This is a genomic window from Miniimonas sp. S16 (assembly GCF_057748195.1).
The window spans coordinates 2,815,820-2,830,797 of the sequence record NZ_CM173242.1; the positions used below are offsets into that span (position 1 = coordinate 2,815,820).

General features: G+C 75.2%; 16 protein-coding genes and 1 pseudogene. 13 read left to right on the top strand and 4 right to left on the bottom strand.

The window, feature by feature from the left end; genetic code table 11:
- Positions 1–57 precede the first annotated feature (57 nt).
- Positions 58–807: an ROK family protein gene (locus tag AC3AQ1_RS12345; RefSeq protein ID WP_108719220.1), complete on the bottom strand. Its 750-nt coding sequence runs from the start codon at positions 805–807 to the stop codon at positions 58–60.
- Positions 808–831: 24 nt separating this feature from the next.
- Here AC3AQ1_RS12345 and truA point away from each other — a divergent pair, with 24 nt between their 5' ends.
- Positions 832–1,749 (top strand): tRNA pseudouridine(38-40) synthase TruA, encoded by a 918-nt coding sequence (truA, locus tag AC3AQ1_RS12350; RefSeq protein ID WP_370445282.1) that lies wholly within the window; start codon positions 832–834, stop codon positions 1,747–1,749.
- Here truA and AC3AQ1_RS12355 read toward each other — a convergent pair.
- Complete coding sequence (locus AC3AQ1_RS12355) at positions 1,731–2,171, bottom strand: DUF5709 domain-containing protein (RefSeq protein ID WP_108719222.1); 441 nt, start codon at positions 2,169–2,171, stop codon at positions 1,731–1,733. The genes truA and AC3AQ1_RS12355 overlap by 19 nt on opposite strands.
- Before the next feature lie 278 nt (positions 2,172–2,449).
- Between AC3AQ1_RS12355 and rplM the strand changes: the two genes are divergently transcribed.
- The 4 genes from rplM (at position 2,450) to AC3AQ1_RS12375 (ending at position 5,711) form a co-directional block, all read left to right on the top strand.
- Positions 2,450–2,893: a 50S ribosomal protein L13 gene (gene rplM / locus AC3AQ1_RS12360; RefSeq protein ID WP_108719223.1), complete on the top strand. Its 444-nt coding sequence runs from the start codon at positions 2,450–2,452 to the stop codon at positions 2,891–2,893.
- Positions 2,894–2,943: 50 nt separating this feature from the next.
- Entirely contained in the window at positions 2,944–3,429 is a 486-nt protein-coding gene (gene rpsI / locus AC3AQ1_RS12365; RefSeq protein ID WP_108719224.1) for a 30S ribosomal protein S9, read from the top strand.
- Between the two features lie 8 nt (positions 3,430–3,437).
- Positions 3,438–4,805, top strand: a complete 1,368-nt coding sequence (gene glmM / locus AC3AQ1_RS12370) for a phosphoglucosamine mutase (protein ID WP_108719225.1) — start codon at positions 3,438–3,440, stop codon at positions 4,803–4,805.
- Positions 4,806–4,958: 153 nt separating this feature from the next.
- Entirely contained in the window at positions 4,959–5,711 is a 753-nt protein-coding gene (locus AC3AQ1_RS12375) for a DedA family protein (RefSeq protein WP_108719226.1), read from the top strand.
- A 23-nt stretch (positions 5,712–5,734) separates the two neighbouring features.
- On the opposite strand, the gene coaA is transcribed toward AC3AQ1_RS12375, so the two are convergent.
- Complete coding sequence (coaA, locus tag AC3AQ1_RS12380) at positions 5,735–6,706, bottom strand: type I pantothenate kinase (RefSeq protein ID WP_234417499.1); 972 nt, start codon at positions 6,704–6,706, stop codon at positions 5,735–5,737.
- A gap of 41 nt (positions 6,707–6,747) precedes the next feature.
- Between coaA and glmS the strand changes: the two genes are divergently transcribed.
- The 8 genes and pseudogenes from glmS (at position 6,748) to AC3AQ1_RS12420 (ending at position 14,322) form a co-directional block, all read left to right on the top strand.
- Positions 6,748–8,595 carry a glutamine--fructose-6-phosphate transaminase (isomerizing) gene (gene glmS, locus AC3AQ1_RS12385; RefSeq protein ID WP_108719228.1) on the top strand — a complete coding sequence of 616 codons (1,848 nt, stop codon included), beginning with the start codon at positions 6,748–6,750 and terminating at the stop codon, positions 8,593–8,595.
- A 13-nt stretch (positions 8,596–8,608) separates the two neighbouring features.
- Positions 8,609–8,959 carry a holo-ACP synthase gene (locus tag AC3AQ1_RS12390; RefSeq protein WP_108719229.1) on the top strand — a complete coding sequence of 117 codons (351 nt, stop codon included), beginning with the start codon at positions 8,609–8,611 and terminating at the stop codon, positions 8,957–8,959.
- A gap of 3 nt (positions 8,960–8,962) precedes the next feature.
- On the top strand, positions 8,963–10,546 hold the full coding sequence (locus AC3AQ1_RS12395) for an NAD(P)H-hydrate epimerase (RefSeq protein WP_199916476.1): 1,584 nt from the start codon (positions 8,963–8,965) through the stop codon (positions 10,544–10,546).
- The gene (alr, locus tag AC3AQ1_RS12400) at positions 10,543–11,697 is read left to right on the top strand and encodes an alanine racemase (RefSeq protein WP_108719230.1); all 1,155 of its coding nucleotides are present in this window, start codon (positions 10,543–10,545) and stop codon (positions 11,695–11,697) included. The genes AC3AQ1_RS12395 and alr overlap by 4 nt, the downstream gene beginning before the upstream one ends.
- Positions 11,694–12,230: a tRNA (adenosine(37)-N6)-threonylcarbamoyltransferase complex ATPase subunit type 1 TsaE gene (tsaE, locus tag AC3AQ1_RS12405; protein WP_108719231.1), complete on the top strand. Its 537-nt coding sequence runs from the start codon at positions 11,694–11,696 to the stop codon at positions 12,228–12,230. Before alr ends, tsaE begins: the two co-directional genes overlap by 4 nt.
- Complete coding sequence (gene tsaB / locus AC3AQ1_RS12410) at positions 12,227–12,943, top strand: tRNA (adenosine(37)-N6)-threonylcarbamoyltransferase complex dimerization subunit type 1 TsaB (RefSeq protein ID WP_108719232.1); 717 nt, start codon at positions 12,227–12,229, stop codon at positions 12,941–12,943. Before tsaE ends, tsaB begins: the two co-directional genes overlap by 4 nt.
- 20 nt (positions 12,944–12,963) lie before the next feature.
- Positions 12,964–13,314: pseudogene (locus AC3AQ1_RS12415) on the top strand (GNAT family N-acetyltransferase); the annotation flags it as partial.
- A 111-nt stretch (positions 13,315–13,425) separates the two neighbouring features.
- On the top strand, positions 13,426–14,322 hold the full coding sequence (locus AC3AQ1_RS12420; RefSeq protein ID WP_370445357.1) for a sulfurtransferase: 897 nt from the start codon (positions 13,426–13,428) through the stop codon (positions 14,320–14,322).
- On the opposite strand, the gene AC3AQ1_RS12425 is transcribed toward AC3AQ1_RS12420, so the two are convergent.
- Positions 14,319–14,933 carry a malonic semialdehyde reductase gene (locus AC3AQ1_RS12425; protein WP_108719234.1) on the bottom strand — a complete coding sequence of 205 codons (615 nt, stop codon included), beginning with the start codon at positions 14,931–14,933 and terminating at the stop codon, positions 14,319–14,321. The genes AC3AQ1_RS12420 and AC3AQ1_RS12425 overlap by 4 nt on opposite strands.
- Between the last annotated feature and the right edge of the window lie 45 nt (positions 14,934–14,978).

Below are 14,978 nucleotides of genomic sequence, written 5' to 3' on the forward strand. Positions count from 1 at the left end.
CCTCTCGCGAAAGGACGGAAATCCTCTCGCGAAAGGACGGAACCCCTCTCGCGGGGGTCAGCGCTGCAGGGACCAGGCCCGCACGCCGCCCACGATGCCCGCCGAGTTCGGCACCACCACGATGTCGTCGCCGAGCCGGGCGAGCGTGGTCGCGGTGATCCGACGTCCGTTGCCGCCGCCGATGTACAGCCGGTCCCACAGCACCACCGGTTCGAGCGCCTCGACCACCGTGCGCACGCGCCGCGACCAGTGCGCGTCGCCGAGCCGGAGTCGCTCGTGCTCGCCGATGTAGCCGTCGTACGTCAGCCCCCACCGGACCGGGGCGTGGCTGAGCTCAAGGTGGGGCGCGAGGCGCCCGCCGTCGAACAGCGCGCTGCCGAGGCCGGTGCCGAGCGTGATGACGAGCTCGAGCCCCGCGCCCGCGATCACACCGGCGCCATGCACCTCGGCGTCGTTGAGCACGAGGGTGGGCCGCTCGAGCGTGTCCGCGAGGTGCGCCTGGATGTCGAAGCCCGACCACGCCTCGACCAGCTCGGGCAGCACGCGCGTGCGCGGGCCGGACCGGGTCACGTAGTGCGGCGTCCTCACCACCACGCCGTGCCGGATCATCCCGGGCATGCCCACCGTCACGCGGTCGGCGTGCGGGAGCTGCGCGGCGAGGTCGACGATGACGCCGATGAGGCGGTCCGGCGGGAGCGGGTAGGGCGTCGGCGTGCGCACGGCGGGCGCGCGCAGCGTGCCGGCCGAGTCCAGCACGGAGGCCTTGATCCCGCCGCCGCCGCAGTCGATCGCGAGCGTGGCGTCCATGACCCATGAGGGTACGGTGCCCGGGTGAGCCAGGAGGGGAGTACGCCGGGGGGCGCGCCGGGCGCAGAGCCCGGGACGTCGTCGGAGCCGCAGCCCGGCGTGCGCCTGCGGCTCGCGGTGGCCTACGACGGCACCGCCTTCTCCGGCTGGGCCACCCAGCCCGGCCTGCGCACCGTGCAGGGCTGCCTCGAGGACGCCCTCGCGACGGTGCTGCGGACGCCGGCCCGCCTCACGGTCGCGGGCCGCACCGACGCCGGCGTGCACGCGCGCGGCCAGGTGGCGCACCTCGACGTCGACCCCGCGGCGCTCGTCGCCGTCCGCGGCCGCAGCAGCCGCACCGCCCCCGACGCCCTGCGCGCGCGCCTGGGCGGCGTGCTGCCCACGGACCTCGTCGTCGGCGCGGTGACGCCCGCCCCGGCCGGCTTCGACGCCCGGTTCTCGGCGATCTGGCGGCGGTACGCCTACCGGATCGACGACGGCGTCGCCCCGGACCCCCTGCGGCGCACCTGGGTCCTGCGGCACCGTCGCCCGCTCGACGTCGACGCGATGGCACGGGCCGGCGCCGCGCTGCTCGGCGAGCACGACTTCCTCGGCTACTGCAAACCCCGCGCGGGCGCCACGACGATCCGGACGCTGCAGGAGCTGAGGGTCGTGCGCGAGGGCGGGCTCGCCGTCGTGCACGTGCGCGCGGACGCGTTCTGCCACTCGATGGTGCGCTCGCTCGTGGGCGCGCTGCTCGCCGTCGGGGAGGGGCGCCGCGAGGTGGACTGGCCACTGGCCGTGCTGCGCGCCGTCCGGCGCGACCCGGGGGTCGCCGTCGCCCCCGCGCACGGCCTCGTGCTGGAGGAGGTGGGCTACCCGCCCGACGGCGAGCTCGCCGCGCGCGCCCGCCTCGCCCGGGCGGTGCGCACGCTGGGCGAGGGTCAGTCCGCCTCGTCGTAGACCGGGTCCTCGCCGTCGGCCTCCGCGGTCTCGATGCGCTCGAGGTCGTCCAGGCTCACGGTGTGCACCGCGGCCTCCTCGGCGCTCGCGGCGCCGCCGGCCAGACCCGCGTCGCGGGCGTAGGAGTCCTGGCCCCACGTGCCCTCCGCGACCGCTTCGAGCCGGCCCGCGCGATCGTTCTCGCGTCCGCGCGGCGCGTGGTCCCAGGTGTCGGGGACCTCCTGCGCGAGGCGGGAGTCCAGGGGTTCGCCGAGCGACTCCTCCAGCGGCGTCTCGCCCCAGTGGCTGCGGGTGTCGCGCTCCTGGGGGGAGTAGCCCTCGTCGAGGACGTCCTCCACGGCGACCTGCTCCAGCGTGTCGGCGGCGTCCAGCTGGTCGCCGTCGAGCTCGGCTGCCTGCTCGGGATCGGTGCGTTCGGTCATGTCCCTACTGTGTCACTGGACACACGGGGCGGCCAGCCGCCCCGGCGGCCCTCCCGAGGTTTTGACCGCGCGGCCGGCCGGGGGTAGTCTGGAGCGTCGTTGTGCACAGCCCTGCCCGTCGGGCGGGGGGAGTTCAGTAGAGCCAGGGCCGAGCCCAGGTTCCCGGGCGCCGGTGCACACGCCGCAACCCATCGGTTCCGCCGGTGCGATGCCACGCGAGGCCGACGCCCGCGTACATCGGACCTCGGGCCTCCTGCATCGAAACGAAGGCTACGACTGTGCGTACGTTCACCCCGAAGCCGTCCGACGTCGACCGCACCTGGTACGTCGTGGACGCGACCGACGTCGTCCTCGGGCGCCTCGCGACCCACGTGGCGTCCCTGCTGCGCGGCAAGCACAAGGCGACGTTCGCCAACCACGTCGACACCGGTGACTTCGTCATCGTGATCAACGCCGACAAGGTGGCTCTCACCGGCTCCAAGGCCGAGAAGAAGTTCGCCTACCGCCACTCGGGCTACCCGGGCGGCCTCCGTGCGACGAGCTACGCCGAGCTCCTCGCCACCCGTCCCGAGCGCGCCGTCGAGAAGGCCGTGGCCGGGATGGTCCCGAAGAACTCGCTGGGGCGCGCGCAGCTGCGCAAGCTCAAGGTGTACGCCGGTGCCGAGCACCCGCACGCCGCTCAGCAGCCCCAGGCCTTCGAGCTGACGCAGGTCGCGCAGTAGTCGCCCCGCGACTTCGCCGCAGCGCCAGAGAAACACATCCAAGGAGAATCGTGGCTCAGCCTCTGACCGACGAGCTGGACGAGAACGCGCCCAGCAGCTACACCACCGAGACCCCGCTCGCGACCTCGAACCGCGGGCAGAGCATCACCGCCCCGGGTCAGGCCGTGGGTCGCCGCAAGGAGGCCGTCGCCCGCGTGCGTCTCGTCCCCGGCACCGGCCAGGTGACCGTGAACGGGCGCACGCTCGAGGACTACTTCCCGAACAAGCTCCACCAGCAGCTCGTGAACAGCCCGTTCGTGCTGCTCGAGCTCGAGGGCCGGTTCGACGTGATCGCGCGCATCGACGGTGGTGGCGTGTCCGGTCAGGCCGGCGCCATGCGCCTGGGCATCGCCCGCGCGCTCAACGGCATCGACGTCGAGGCGAACCGCCCGGCGCTCAAGAAGGCCGGCTTCCTCACCCGTGACGCCCGCGTCACCGAGCGCAAGAAGGCCGGTCTCAAGAAGGCCCGCAAGGCCCCCCAGTACAGCAAGCGCTGATCTCGCACGTGGCGAGGATCTTCGGGACCGACGGCGTCCGAGGGCTCGCGAACCGCGACGTCACGCCCGAGCTCGCGCTCGGGCTTGGCGTCGCGGCGGCGCGTGTGCTGGCTGCGCACCGAGGCGACCTCGAGGGGTCCGGGTCCTCGCCGTCCCACCGTGCGCGCGCCGTGGTCGGCCGCGACGGTCGCGCGTCGGGGGAGTTCCTGTCCGCCGCGCTCGCGGCCGGGCTCGCCTCGGCCGGCGTCGACGTGGTCGACCTGGGCGTGCTGCCCACCCCCGCGATCGCGTACCTGACCGCCGTGCGTGACGCCGACCTCGGCGTCGTCGTCTCGGCGTCGCACAACCCGATGGCCGACAACGGGATCAAGTTCCTGTCCCGCGGCGGCCACAAGCTGCCCGACGACCTCGAGGACGAGATCGCCGGCCTGCTCGGCGCCGACTGGGAGCGCCCGGTCGGCCCGGCCGTGGGGCGGCTCAGCCGCGACTCGGGCCGGTCCGGTGAGGAGTACGTCGAGCACCTGCTCGACACCGTCGACACCCCCCTGGACGGCCTGCGGATCGCCCTGGACTGCGCGAACGGCGCAGCCAGCGAGGTGGGGCCGCGCGCGCTGCGTGACGCGGGCGCCGACGTCGTCGTCGTGAACGCCTCGCCCGACGGACGCAACATCAACGAGAAGTGCGGCTCCACGCACCCCGAGCAGCTCCAGGCGACCGTGGTCGCCTCCGGCGCCGACCTCGGATTCGCGTTCGACGGCGACGCCGACCGCTGCCTCGCGGTGGACGCGTCCGGCAACCTCGTCGACGGCGACCAGATCATGGGTCTCATGGCGCGGACGCTGCACCGCAGCGACCGGCTCGCCCGCAACACCCTCGTCGTGACCGTGATGAGCAACCTCGGGCTGCTGCAGGCGATGCGGGCCGAGGGCATCGCCGTCGAGCAGACGGCCGTCGGGGACCGCTACGTCCTCGAGCGGATGCGCGCCGGCGGCTACTCCCTCGGCGGCGAGCAATCCGGGCACATCATCCTGTCCGACCACGCGACCACCGGGGACGGGACGCTCACGGCGCTCCAGGTCGCCGCGCTCGTGGCGCGCGAGGGACCGCTCGCCGAGCTGGCCTCGTTCGTGCGCCGCCTGCCGCAGGTCCTCATCAACGTCTCCGGCGTGGACCGCACGCGCGCGCAGTCCGACCCCACGCTGTCCGCGGCCGTCGCCGCCGCGGCAGCCGACCTGGGCGACGCGGGGCGGGTGCTGCTGCGGCCCTCGGGCACCGAGCCGCTCGTGCGGGTCATGGTCGAGGCCGACACGGCCGCCCGCGCCACCGACACCGCGGAGCGCCTCGCGACCGTCGTCAAGGAGCAGCTCTCGCTCTGACGACCTCTGCTGAGCACGTCAGGGTGACTCCCCAGGGCGTCTCCGGGACGCGGGTCGGGGTCGGGGCGGCGCGGATCCCCCCGTGGGGGGAACCGGGGCCTGGCCGGCCCGTGTGAGAGTGGGGAGGCGTCCCCGACCCGGAAGGTCCCACCCGTGCACCTGTTCGACGCGCTCACGGCCGCCATCGAGCACGCCGCGGACCAGTGGTGGATCCTTCTCGTGCTCTACCTGCTGTGCACCATCGACGGCTTCTTCCCGCCCCTGCCGAGCGAGTCCATCGTCATCGCGCTTGCCTCCCTGTCGGTGAGCGGGGACGCCGTCTCGCTGTGGTGGGTCGTCCCGATCGCCGCGGCGGGCGCCATGACGGGGGACCTCATCGCCTTCGCGATCGGCCGCCGCATCCCGCTGCACCGGGTCCGCTGGTTCCGCAGCGGCCGCGGGAGGTCGATGCTCCACTGGGCCGAGGAGCAGCTGCGCGTGCGCGGCGGCGTCTTCATCCTCTCCGCGCGCTACGTGCCCGTGGGCCGCGTCGCTGTGAACATGACCGCCGGGTCCGTCGGGTTCCCCCTGCGCCGCTTCATCGCGTTCGACGCGGTGGCCGCCGTCATGTGGGCCGTGTACGGCGTGCTCATCGGTACGGTCGCGGGGGCGATCTTCGAGGACAACTCGCTGCTGTCGATCGGCGTCGGCGTCGTCGGCGGCGTCCTCATCGGCTTCCTGCTCGACAAGGTGCTCAAGCTCGTCGGCATCGCGCCCGCCGAGCTGCACCCGCGCGACGGCGGGCCACAGGCCGACAGCGAGCCGGACAGGAGGGACGCCGAGACCGAGGGCGCCGGACCGATCGAGGCCGAGAAGACCGGGCCGGTACGCGACACCGCAGAGCACGTAGAGCCCGGCACGACCTGACAGCAAGCCGCCGCCGTGGCCGCTCAGAGCTTGCGCAGCAGCATCCGCTGGATCCGGTGGTCGGCGTCCTTCGTCATCACGAGGGTCGCGCGCGAGCGGGTCGAGGCGATGTTCTGGTGCAGGTTCGGCTCGTTGATCCGCGCCCAGATGTCCTGCGCCGTCGCGCGCGCTGCCTCGTCGTCGAGCCCCGCGTACCGGTGGAAGTAGGACTCCGGCTGCGCGAACGCCGTCTGGCGCAGCCGCAGGAACCGCTCGACGTACCAGCGCCGGATGTCCTGCGGGCGAGCGTCGACGTAGATCGAGAAGTCGAAGAAGTCCGACACCGCCAGCGTCGTGCTCGCGCCGGCCCGGGCGGGCTGCAGCACGTTGAGGCCCTCCACGACGAGCACGTCCGGGCGCCGCACCACCACGCGGCGGTCCGGCACGACGTCGTAGGTGAGGTGGTCGTACACCGGCGCCTCGACGACCGGGGCGCCGCTCTTCACCGTCGCGAGGAAGCGCAGCAGCGCGCGGCGGTCGTAGGACTCCGGGAAGCCCTTGCGCTCCATCAGCCCGCGCCGCGCGAGCTCGGCGTTGGGCAGCAGGAACCCGTCGGTCGTGACGAGCTCGACCCGCGGCGTCTCCGGCCAGCGGCGCAGCATCTCCACGAGCACGCGCGCCGTGGTCGACTTGCCCACCGCGACCGAGCCGGCGATCCCGATGACGAAGGGAGTGCGGGTCTCCCACTCGCCGAGGAACGTCGAGGTCGCGTCGTGCACGCTCGCGACGCCCTGCACGTACAGGCCCAGGAGCCGGGACAGCGGCCGGTACACCTCGTCCACCTCGACGAGGTCGATGGGGTCCGTCATGCCCCGCAGCCGCACCACGTCCTGCTCGGTGAGGGGCAGCGGGGTCGACGCCGAGAGCCTGCTCCAGTCGGCCCGGTCGAGCTCGACGAACGGCGTCCCCGCGGTCGCGTCGGTGATCTCGACGACGTCCACGCCCTCGCTGCTCATCGGGACAGTCTGGCCCATGGCCCCGGGATATCGTGGCCACCATGTGTGGAATCGTGGGTTATGTCGGCCGGTCGCAGGCGTCGCAGCGCCCGCTCGAGGTGGTGCTGTCGGGGCTGGGCCGGCTGGAGTACCGCGGCTACGACTCGGCCGGCGTCGCCGTCGTCTGCCCCGACGGACTGGTGACCGCGAAGCGCGCCGGCAAGCTCACGAACCTCCTCGACGACCTCGCCGAGCACCCGCTCACGCCGGGCTCGGCGGCGATCGGGCACACCCGGTGGGCCACGCACGGCGGGCCGACCGACGGGAACGCGCACCCGCACCGCGTGGGCGGGCTCGCCGTCATCCACAACGGCATCATCGAGAACTTCGCGACGCTCAAGGCCGAGCTGCTCGCGGACGGCGCCGAGTTCCTCTCCGACACCGACACCGAGGTCGTGGCGCACCTCCTGGCCCGCGCGTACGAGGGCGATCTCACCGAGGCGATGCGCGCTGTCGTCGCCCGGCTCGAGGGGGCGTTCACGCTCCTGGCCGTGCACGAGGACGCACCCGGGCGGGTGGTGGGCGCGCGGCGCAACTCCCCGCTCGTCGTCGGGCTCGGGGAGGGGGAGAACTTCCTCGGCAGCGACGTCGCCGCTTTCATCGCCTCGACGAAGGAGGCGCTCGAGCTCGGCCAGGACCAGATCGTCACGATCACGGCCGACTCGGTCGACGTCATCGGGTTCGACGGCGAGCCCGCCACCGCGACCGCCTACACCGTGGACTGGGACGCGACCGCAGCCGTCAAGGGCGGCTTCGCGAGCTTCATGGACAAGGAGATCCACGACCAGCCCAAGGCGGTCGCGGACACGCTGCTGGGCCGGACCGACCCGCGCGGCGCGCTCGTGCTGGACGAGCTGCGGATCCCCGAGGCCACGCTGCGCAGCATCGACAAGATCATCGTCATCGCGTGCGGCACGGCCGCCTACTCCGGGCACGTCGCGAAGTACGCGATCGAGCACTGGTGCCGCATCCCGGTGGAGGTCGAGCTCGCGCACGAGTTCCGCTACCGCGACCCGATCGTCGGGCCGCGCACGCTCGTCGTCGCGATCTCCCAGTCGGGGGAGACGATGGACACGCTCATGGCCGTGCGGCACGCCCGCGAGCAGGGCGCGAGCGTGCTCGCGATCTGCAACACGCACGGCTCGACCATCCCGCGCGAGTCCGACGCGGTCCTCTACACCCACGCCGGCCCGGAGGTCGCGGTCGCCTCGACCAAGGCGTTCCTCGCGCAGGTGGCCGCGTGCTACCTGCTCGGGCTCTACCTCGCGCAGCTGCGCGGGACGAAGTTCCCCGACGAGCTGCGCGAGATCCTCGAGGACCTGCACGCGCTGCCGGACAAGATCCAGCGCGTGCTCGACGACGAGGAGGCCGTGCGGCACGTCGCGCAGAAGATGGCGGACGAGGAGTCCTTCCTGTTCCTCGGCCGGCACGTGGGCTACCCGGTCGCGCTCGAGGGCGCGCTCAAGCTCAAGGAGATCGCCTACATCCACGCTGAGGGGTTCGCCGCCGGCGAGCTCAAGCACGGCCCGATCGCGCTCGTCGACGAGGGCCAGCCCGTCTTCGTCATCGTGCCGTCGCCGCGCGGGCGCGACCAGCTGCACGCCAAGGTCGTCTCCAACATCCAGGAGGTCCGCGCGCGCGGCGCCCGCACGCTCGTGATCGCCGAGGACGGCGACGAGGCGGTCGTGCCCTACGCCGACGTCGTGTTCCGGGTGCCGCAGACGCCGTCGCTGCTCGCGCCGCTCGTCGCCGTCGTGCCGCTGCAGATCTTCGCGTGCGCGCTCGCGACGGCGAAGGGCTTGGACGTGGACCAGCCGCGCAACCTGGCCAAGTCGGTGACGGTCGAGTGAGCCGGCCCCGGCCGTGATCGTCGGCGTGGGCATCGACGTCGTGGACGTGGGCCGGTTCGTCGCCGCGCTCGCCCGGACCCCGCGGCTGCGCGAGCGGCTGTTCACCCCGCCCGAGCGCGAGCTGCCCGACGCGTCCCTCGCCGCGCGGTTCGCCGCCAAGGAGGCGATCGCCAAGGCGCTCGGCGCCCCGCCGGGCCTGCGCTGGCACGACGCGACCGTGCGCCGCACGCCCGGCGCCCCGCCTGCCGTCGAGCTGCGCGGCACCGTCGCGGACCGGGCCGACGCGCTCGGGGTCACGGCCTGGCACCTCTCGCTCTCCCACGACGCGGGGATCGCCTCGGCCGTCGCGGTCGCGGAGGGCTGAGCCGTGCTGCGCGCCTACCCCGCGGCGGACGTCCGGGCCGCCGAGGAGCCGCTCCTGGCGGCCGGTGCTCCCCTCATGGCGACGGCCGCGCGGGCGGTGGAGCTCGCCGTCGTGCACGCGCTGCGTGAGCGCACCGGTGGCGTGGCCGGTGGACGCGTCGTGGTGCTCGTCGGCGCCGGCAACAACGGCGGCGACGGACTGTACGCGGCCGCGGGGCTCGCGCGCCGCGGCGTCGGCGTGCACGTGCTCACGACGTCGGAACATCCGCACGCCGGCGGGCTCGCCGCCCTGCGCGGCGGGACCGCGCGCCTGGTGCCGCTCGCGCAGGCGTGGCCCGCGCAGGCGCTGCGGGCCGTGGCCGACGCGGTCGGGCCGGCCGACGTCGTGGTGGACGCGGTCGCCGGCACCGGCGTGACGGGCGGCCTGCGCGGCGTGGCCGCGACCGTGGTCGCCGCGACGCGCGAGGCCGTCGAGGCAGCTCCGCGGCCGCCGGTCGTCGTCGCCGTCGACGTCCCCTCCGGCATCGGGGTGGACGACGGCGCGCTCCCCGGTGACGTGCTGCCCGCCGACGTCACCGTGACGATGGGGGTCGCCAAGCCCGGCCTGCTGCTGCCGCCGGCGACCGTCTGCGCGGGTCGCGTCGAGGTGGTCGACCTCGGCCTGGACCTCACGCGTCGGACGCCGGCGGCCGCGCGGCTCACGGACGCCGACGTGGCCGACCTGTGGCCCGTGCCCCACCGCGAGGACCACAAGTACTCCCGCGGCGTCCTCGGGGTCGTGGCCGGGTCGGACCGCTACCCGGGCGCCGCGGTGCTCGCGACGTCGGCGGCCGCGCCGCTGGCCGGGATGGTGCGCTACGTCGGGCCCGACGGCGCAGCCCGGCACGTGCTCGACGCGCGCCCGGAGGTCGTGGTCGGGTCGGGCCGGGTGCAGGCCTGGGTCGTCGGCCCCGGAGTGGGCGACGACGACACCGCGCGGCTGCGCGACGTGCGCCGGGCGCTCGCGGAAGGGCTCGGCACCGTGCCCGTCGTCGTCGACGCCGGTGCGCTGCTCGCACTGCCCGAGCGGGTCGCGCCCACCGCGGTGCTCACGCCGCATGCGGGCGAGCTCGCGCGCCTGCTCTCGGCGTGGGGGCGCTCCACGAGCCGCGCCGACGTCGAGGCGGACCCGGTGGGTGCGGCGCGCCGCGCGGTGTCGTTCACCGGCGCGACGGTGCTGCTCAAGGGGGCCACGACGCTCGTCGTCGGGCCGTCCGAGGAGGGTGTGGCGGGCTCATCGGACGGAACGGGCACGGTGTACGCGCAGGCCGACGGGACCGACTGGCTGGCCACCGCCGGCGCCGGCGACGTGCTGGCGGGCGTGCTCGGCGCGCTGCTCGCCGGGCGGAGCGCGGACGTCATGGCGCACCCGCCGCTCGCGGCGCGGCTCGCCGCGGCCGCCGCACTCGTGCACGGCCGCGCGGCCCGCGCCGCGTCGGCCGGCGGACCGCTCGTCGCGCTGGACGTCGCGCGAGCCGTCCCCGGCGTGGTCGCCACGCTGCTCGCGCCGCCGCTGCGCACCGGCCCGGGTGGGAGAATGCCCGGGTGAGCCATCCCGACTCCTTCCCGGCGCGCGCCGTCGTGGACCTGGACGCGATCGCAGGGAACGTGGCCAGGCTCGCCGGCTACGCGCGCGGGGCGCAGGTGATGGCGGTGGTGAAGGCGGACGCCTACGGGCACGGTCTGGTGCCGGCGGCGCAGGCAGCGCAGGCGGGCGGTGCGACGTGGCTGGGCGTGGCCCAGCTCGCCGAGGCGATGGACCTGCGCGAGGCCGGAGTTGCGGGGCGCATCCTCACCTGGATCTTCTCCCCGGGGGCGGATCTCGCCCGCGCCCTCGCGCTCGACCTGGACCTCTCGGTCGGGGCGCCGTGGGCGCTCGCGGAGGTGGAAGCGGCCGCACGGGCGACGGGTCGCACGCCGCGCGTGCACCTCAAGGTCGACACCGGGCTCGGCCGCGGCGGCCAGTTCCTTCCGGCCTGGAGCGACATGCTCGCGGACGCGCTGCGCGCCCAGGCCGAGGGCGTGCTCGAGGTGGTCGGCGTGTGGTCGCACCTCGCGTCGGCCGAGGACGTCACGTCGCCGGTCACCGACGCACAGCTCGAGGTGTTCACCGAGGCCGTCGCGCGGGCCGAGGCGGGCGGGGCGCACCTGGAGGTGCGACACCTGTCCAACTCCGCCGCGACGATCGTGAACCCGGCGATGCGGTTCGACCTCGTCCGCCCCGGGCTCGCGGTGTTCGGGCTCAGCCCCGTGCCAGGCCGCGCCAGCGCCGAGCTGGGACTGCGGCCCGCGATGCGCGTGGAGGCCGCGGTGATGCTCGTCAAGGACGCGCGAGCCGGCCAGGGGGTCTCCTACGGCCACACCTACACGACCGCCGCCGACACGGTGCTCGCCGACATCCCGCTGGGCTACGCGGACGGGATCCCGCGGCACGCCTCGAACGCGGGCCCGATGCTCCTGGGCGGGCGGGTGCGCCGGATCGCGGGGCGGGTCTGCATGGACCAGGTCGTCGTCGACCTCGAGGGCGACCGCGGAGTGCGCGCGGGCGACGTCGCGGTGCTGTTCGGCCCGGGGGACGACGGCGAGCCCACCGCCCAGGACTGGGCGGAGGCGGCCGGCACGATCTCCTACGAGATCGTCACGAGGCTCGGCGCGCGCATCCCGCGCGTCTACACGGGAACGGCGGGGCTTCCGGCATGACGACGCGCGACACGACGCAGCAGGCAGCCGGCGAGCCCGTCCACGTGCAGCTGCCCTCGGCGGCCGCGACCCGCGCGCTCGGTGAGGCGCTCGCCGCCGAGCTGCGCGCGGGAGACCTCGTGCTGCTCGTCGGCGACCTTGGCGCCGGCAAGACCACCCTGACGCAGGGCCTCGGTGCGGCGCTGGGCGTGCGCGGCCAGGTCGCCTCGCCGACGTTCGTCATCGCGCGGGAGCACCCCAGCACCGTGGGCGGGCCGGCGCTCGTGCACGTCGACGCCTACCGCCTCGGCGGTCTGGCGGAGCTCGACGCGCTGGACCTGGACTCCACCCTCGAGGAGTCGGTCACGGTGGTGGAGTGGGGCGGCGGCCTTGCCGAGGCGCTCGCGGAGGACAGGCTCGAGGTGACTCTCGACCGGGCGCGCGGCGCCGAGGAGGACTCGGGTCGTCGGGCCGGGCTGCGGGCGGTCGGCCCGCGCTGGGCGGACGTGGACCTGGCGGCGATCGTCGCCGTCGTGGACGAAGGAGAACGGTGAGGATCCTCGCGATCGACACCTCGGCGGGCACGCAGGTCGCGCTCGTCGTCGACGGCGTGGTGGCGGCGCGGGCCGGCACCCCCGAGGGACGCGGCCACGCCGAGCACACCACGCCGTTCGTGCACGACGTGCTCGCGGCGGGCGGACTCGAGCCGCGCGACCTCGACCTCGTCGCGGTCGGCACGGGACCCGCGCCCTTCACGGGGCTGCGGGTCGGGCTCGTCAGCGCCCAGCTCCTCGGCCGCGCCGCGGGGGTGGCCGTGGCCGGCGTGCCGAGCCTCGAGGCATGGGCGCAGGGGTGGTTCGAACGCTGCGCTGACGGAGCTGCCGGCCCGTCCGCCGCAGGCCCGGGCGAGGTCCGCGTCGCCACCGACGCGCGACGTCGCGAGGTCTACACCGCGCGCTACGTCGCGGGCGAGCACGGACCGGTCGCGGTGGACGGCCCGCGCGTGGTTCGCCCGGCCGACCTCGCGGACGAGGTGACGCGCGAGCGCGCGGCGGGGATCGCCGTCGTCGGCCCCGGTCTGTACCCCGACGTGCTGGGCGACGTCGCGGACGTGCCGTTCGACGTCGCCCACCTCGCGGCGATCGCCTGGCTGCGGACGCAGGCGGGCGAGCCCGTGCCGGTCGAGCCGCTCTACCTGCGCCGGCCCGACGTGCACGGCGTGCTCGGGGACGCGCTCGCCGTCGGAGCCCCGGAGGCCGCGCGGTGAGCGGGCCGAGGCTGCGCCCGATGACGGCGCGCGACCTGGACGTCGTCGCCGCGCTCGAGCCGGAGCTCTTCGGGGCGGGCGCGTGGTCGCGCAGCACGTACGAGGACCAGATCGAGCGGACCGACCGGGTCTACCTCGTGGCCGAGCTCGACGGCGAGGTCGCCGGCTATGCGGGCGTCGCGCTGGAGCCGGAGTGGGACATCATGACGGTGGGCGTCGCGCCGCAGGCACGACGGCGTGGGGTCGCCACCGCGCTCGTCGAGGCGCTCGTCGACGCGGCCCGGTCCGCGGGCGGGCGCGAGCTGTTCCTCGAGGTGCGCGCGCACGACGGCGGTGCGCAGCAGCTCTACCGCAACGCCGGGTTCGCCCCGGTGGGGCTGCGGCGGCGGTACTACCAGCCGGAGGGCGCGGACGCCGTCGTGATGCGACTCGCGCTCGACCCGACGGACGCCGGGCCGGTCGGGCCGGTCGGCGCGGAGGCGGTGGACGACGGGTCGGTCGAAGGGGACGGGTCCGCAGTCGGACCATTCGTCGACGTCGCCACCGCGTACGCCTGGGTGTGGAGCGAGCACGCGCCGGTGGTGCTCGACGTGCGCTGGGCGCTCGGGCGCACCGACGGGCGCGAGCAGTACGCGCAGGGGCACCTGCCGGGCGCGGTGTTCGTGGACCTGGACACCGAGCTGGCCGGTCCGGCGTCGCCCGAGGCCGGTCGTCACCCGCTGCCGGATCTGGACGTGCTGCAGGCCGCGGCGCGGCGGTGGGGCGTGCGCGGCGACTCGCGCGTCCTGGTCTACGACGACGCGGGCGGCACCTCGGCGGCGCGCGCGTGGTGGCTGCTGCGCTGGGCGGGGGTGCGCGACGTCGTGCTGCTCGACGGCGGCCTGCGCGCTTGGGTCGAGGCGGGCCACCACCTCGAGGACGGGCACGTGCGGCCGCGGCCGGGGGACGTCACGCTGACGAGCGGCGCGATGCCGACGGTGGCCGCCGACGACATCGCGGTGCTGCCCGAGCGGGGCGGCGTGCTGCTCGACGCGCGGGCCGCGGAGCGGTTCCGCGGCGAGGTCGAGCCGGTCGATCCGCGCCCCGGACACATTCCGGGCGCCACGAGCGCGCCGACCCTGGCGAACCTCACCGCAGGCGGGTGGCTGCTGGAGGCCGAGGAGCTGCGCGAGCGGTTCGCGGCGCTCGGGGTCGACGTCCCGGCGGCGGGTGCGCCCGAGCCCGGCTCGCGCCCGGTCGCCGTGTACTGCGGGTCCGGCGTGACGGCGTCGCACACGGTCGCCGTGCTCGCGTCGCTCGGCGTGACCGCGGCGCTGTACCCGGGGTCGTTCTCGCAGTGGAGCAGCGACCCCACGCGGCCGGTCGCCACCGGGCTCTAGAGGACGACGACGGCGTCGCTCACCTCGAGGCGAGCCGCGCGCGGGTGCGTGCCGTTCTCGGCGGCGGCCCAGCCGACGGTGAGCACGAGCTCGCTGCGCCAGCCGTTGCCGGCGAAGAGGTCGGCGTCCAGGCCGGCGCGGTCGAAGCCGGCCATCGGGCCGACGCTGAGGCCGCGGGCGCGCAGGGCGACGATGAGGTAGCCGATCTGGATGAGGGTGTTGGTGCGCGCCATCTCGAGGCGGCGCTCCTCCTGCGGCTCCAGGTCCTGCTCGAGCCCCACGCGGTGCGGGGCGAGCGTGCCGAGGTGGCGGTGGAAGCCCGGGTCCGCCACGGCGACCACGACGAGCGGGGCGGCGAGCGTCTTGTCGCGGTTGAAGCCCGCCATGTGGGCCGCGAGGCGCTCGCGGGACTCGCCCTGAGGCACGACGGCGAGGCGCAGCGGCGAGACATTCATCGCCGTCGGGCCCCAGCGCAGGACCTCGTAGGCCGCCTGGATCTCGGCGGGGTCGACGTCGCCGTCGACGTAGGTGTTGACGGTGCGCGCGTCGGTGAACAGGAGCGCGAGGGCGTCGTCGTCGAGGGCGGCGGGCGCCAGGAGGTCGAGGGTCATGCCGGGGGAACGCGCGCGTGGGCGCACGTCATTTCGGGCTGTGAG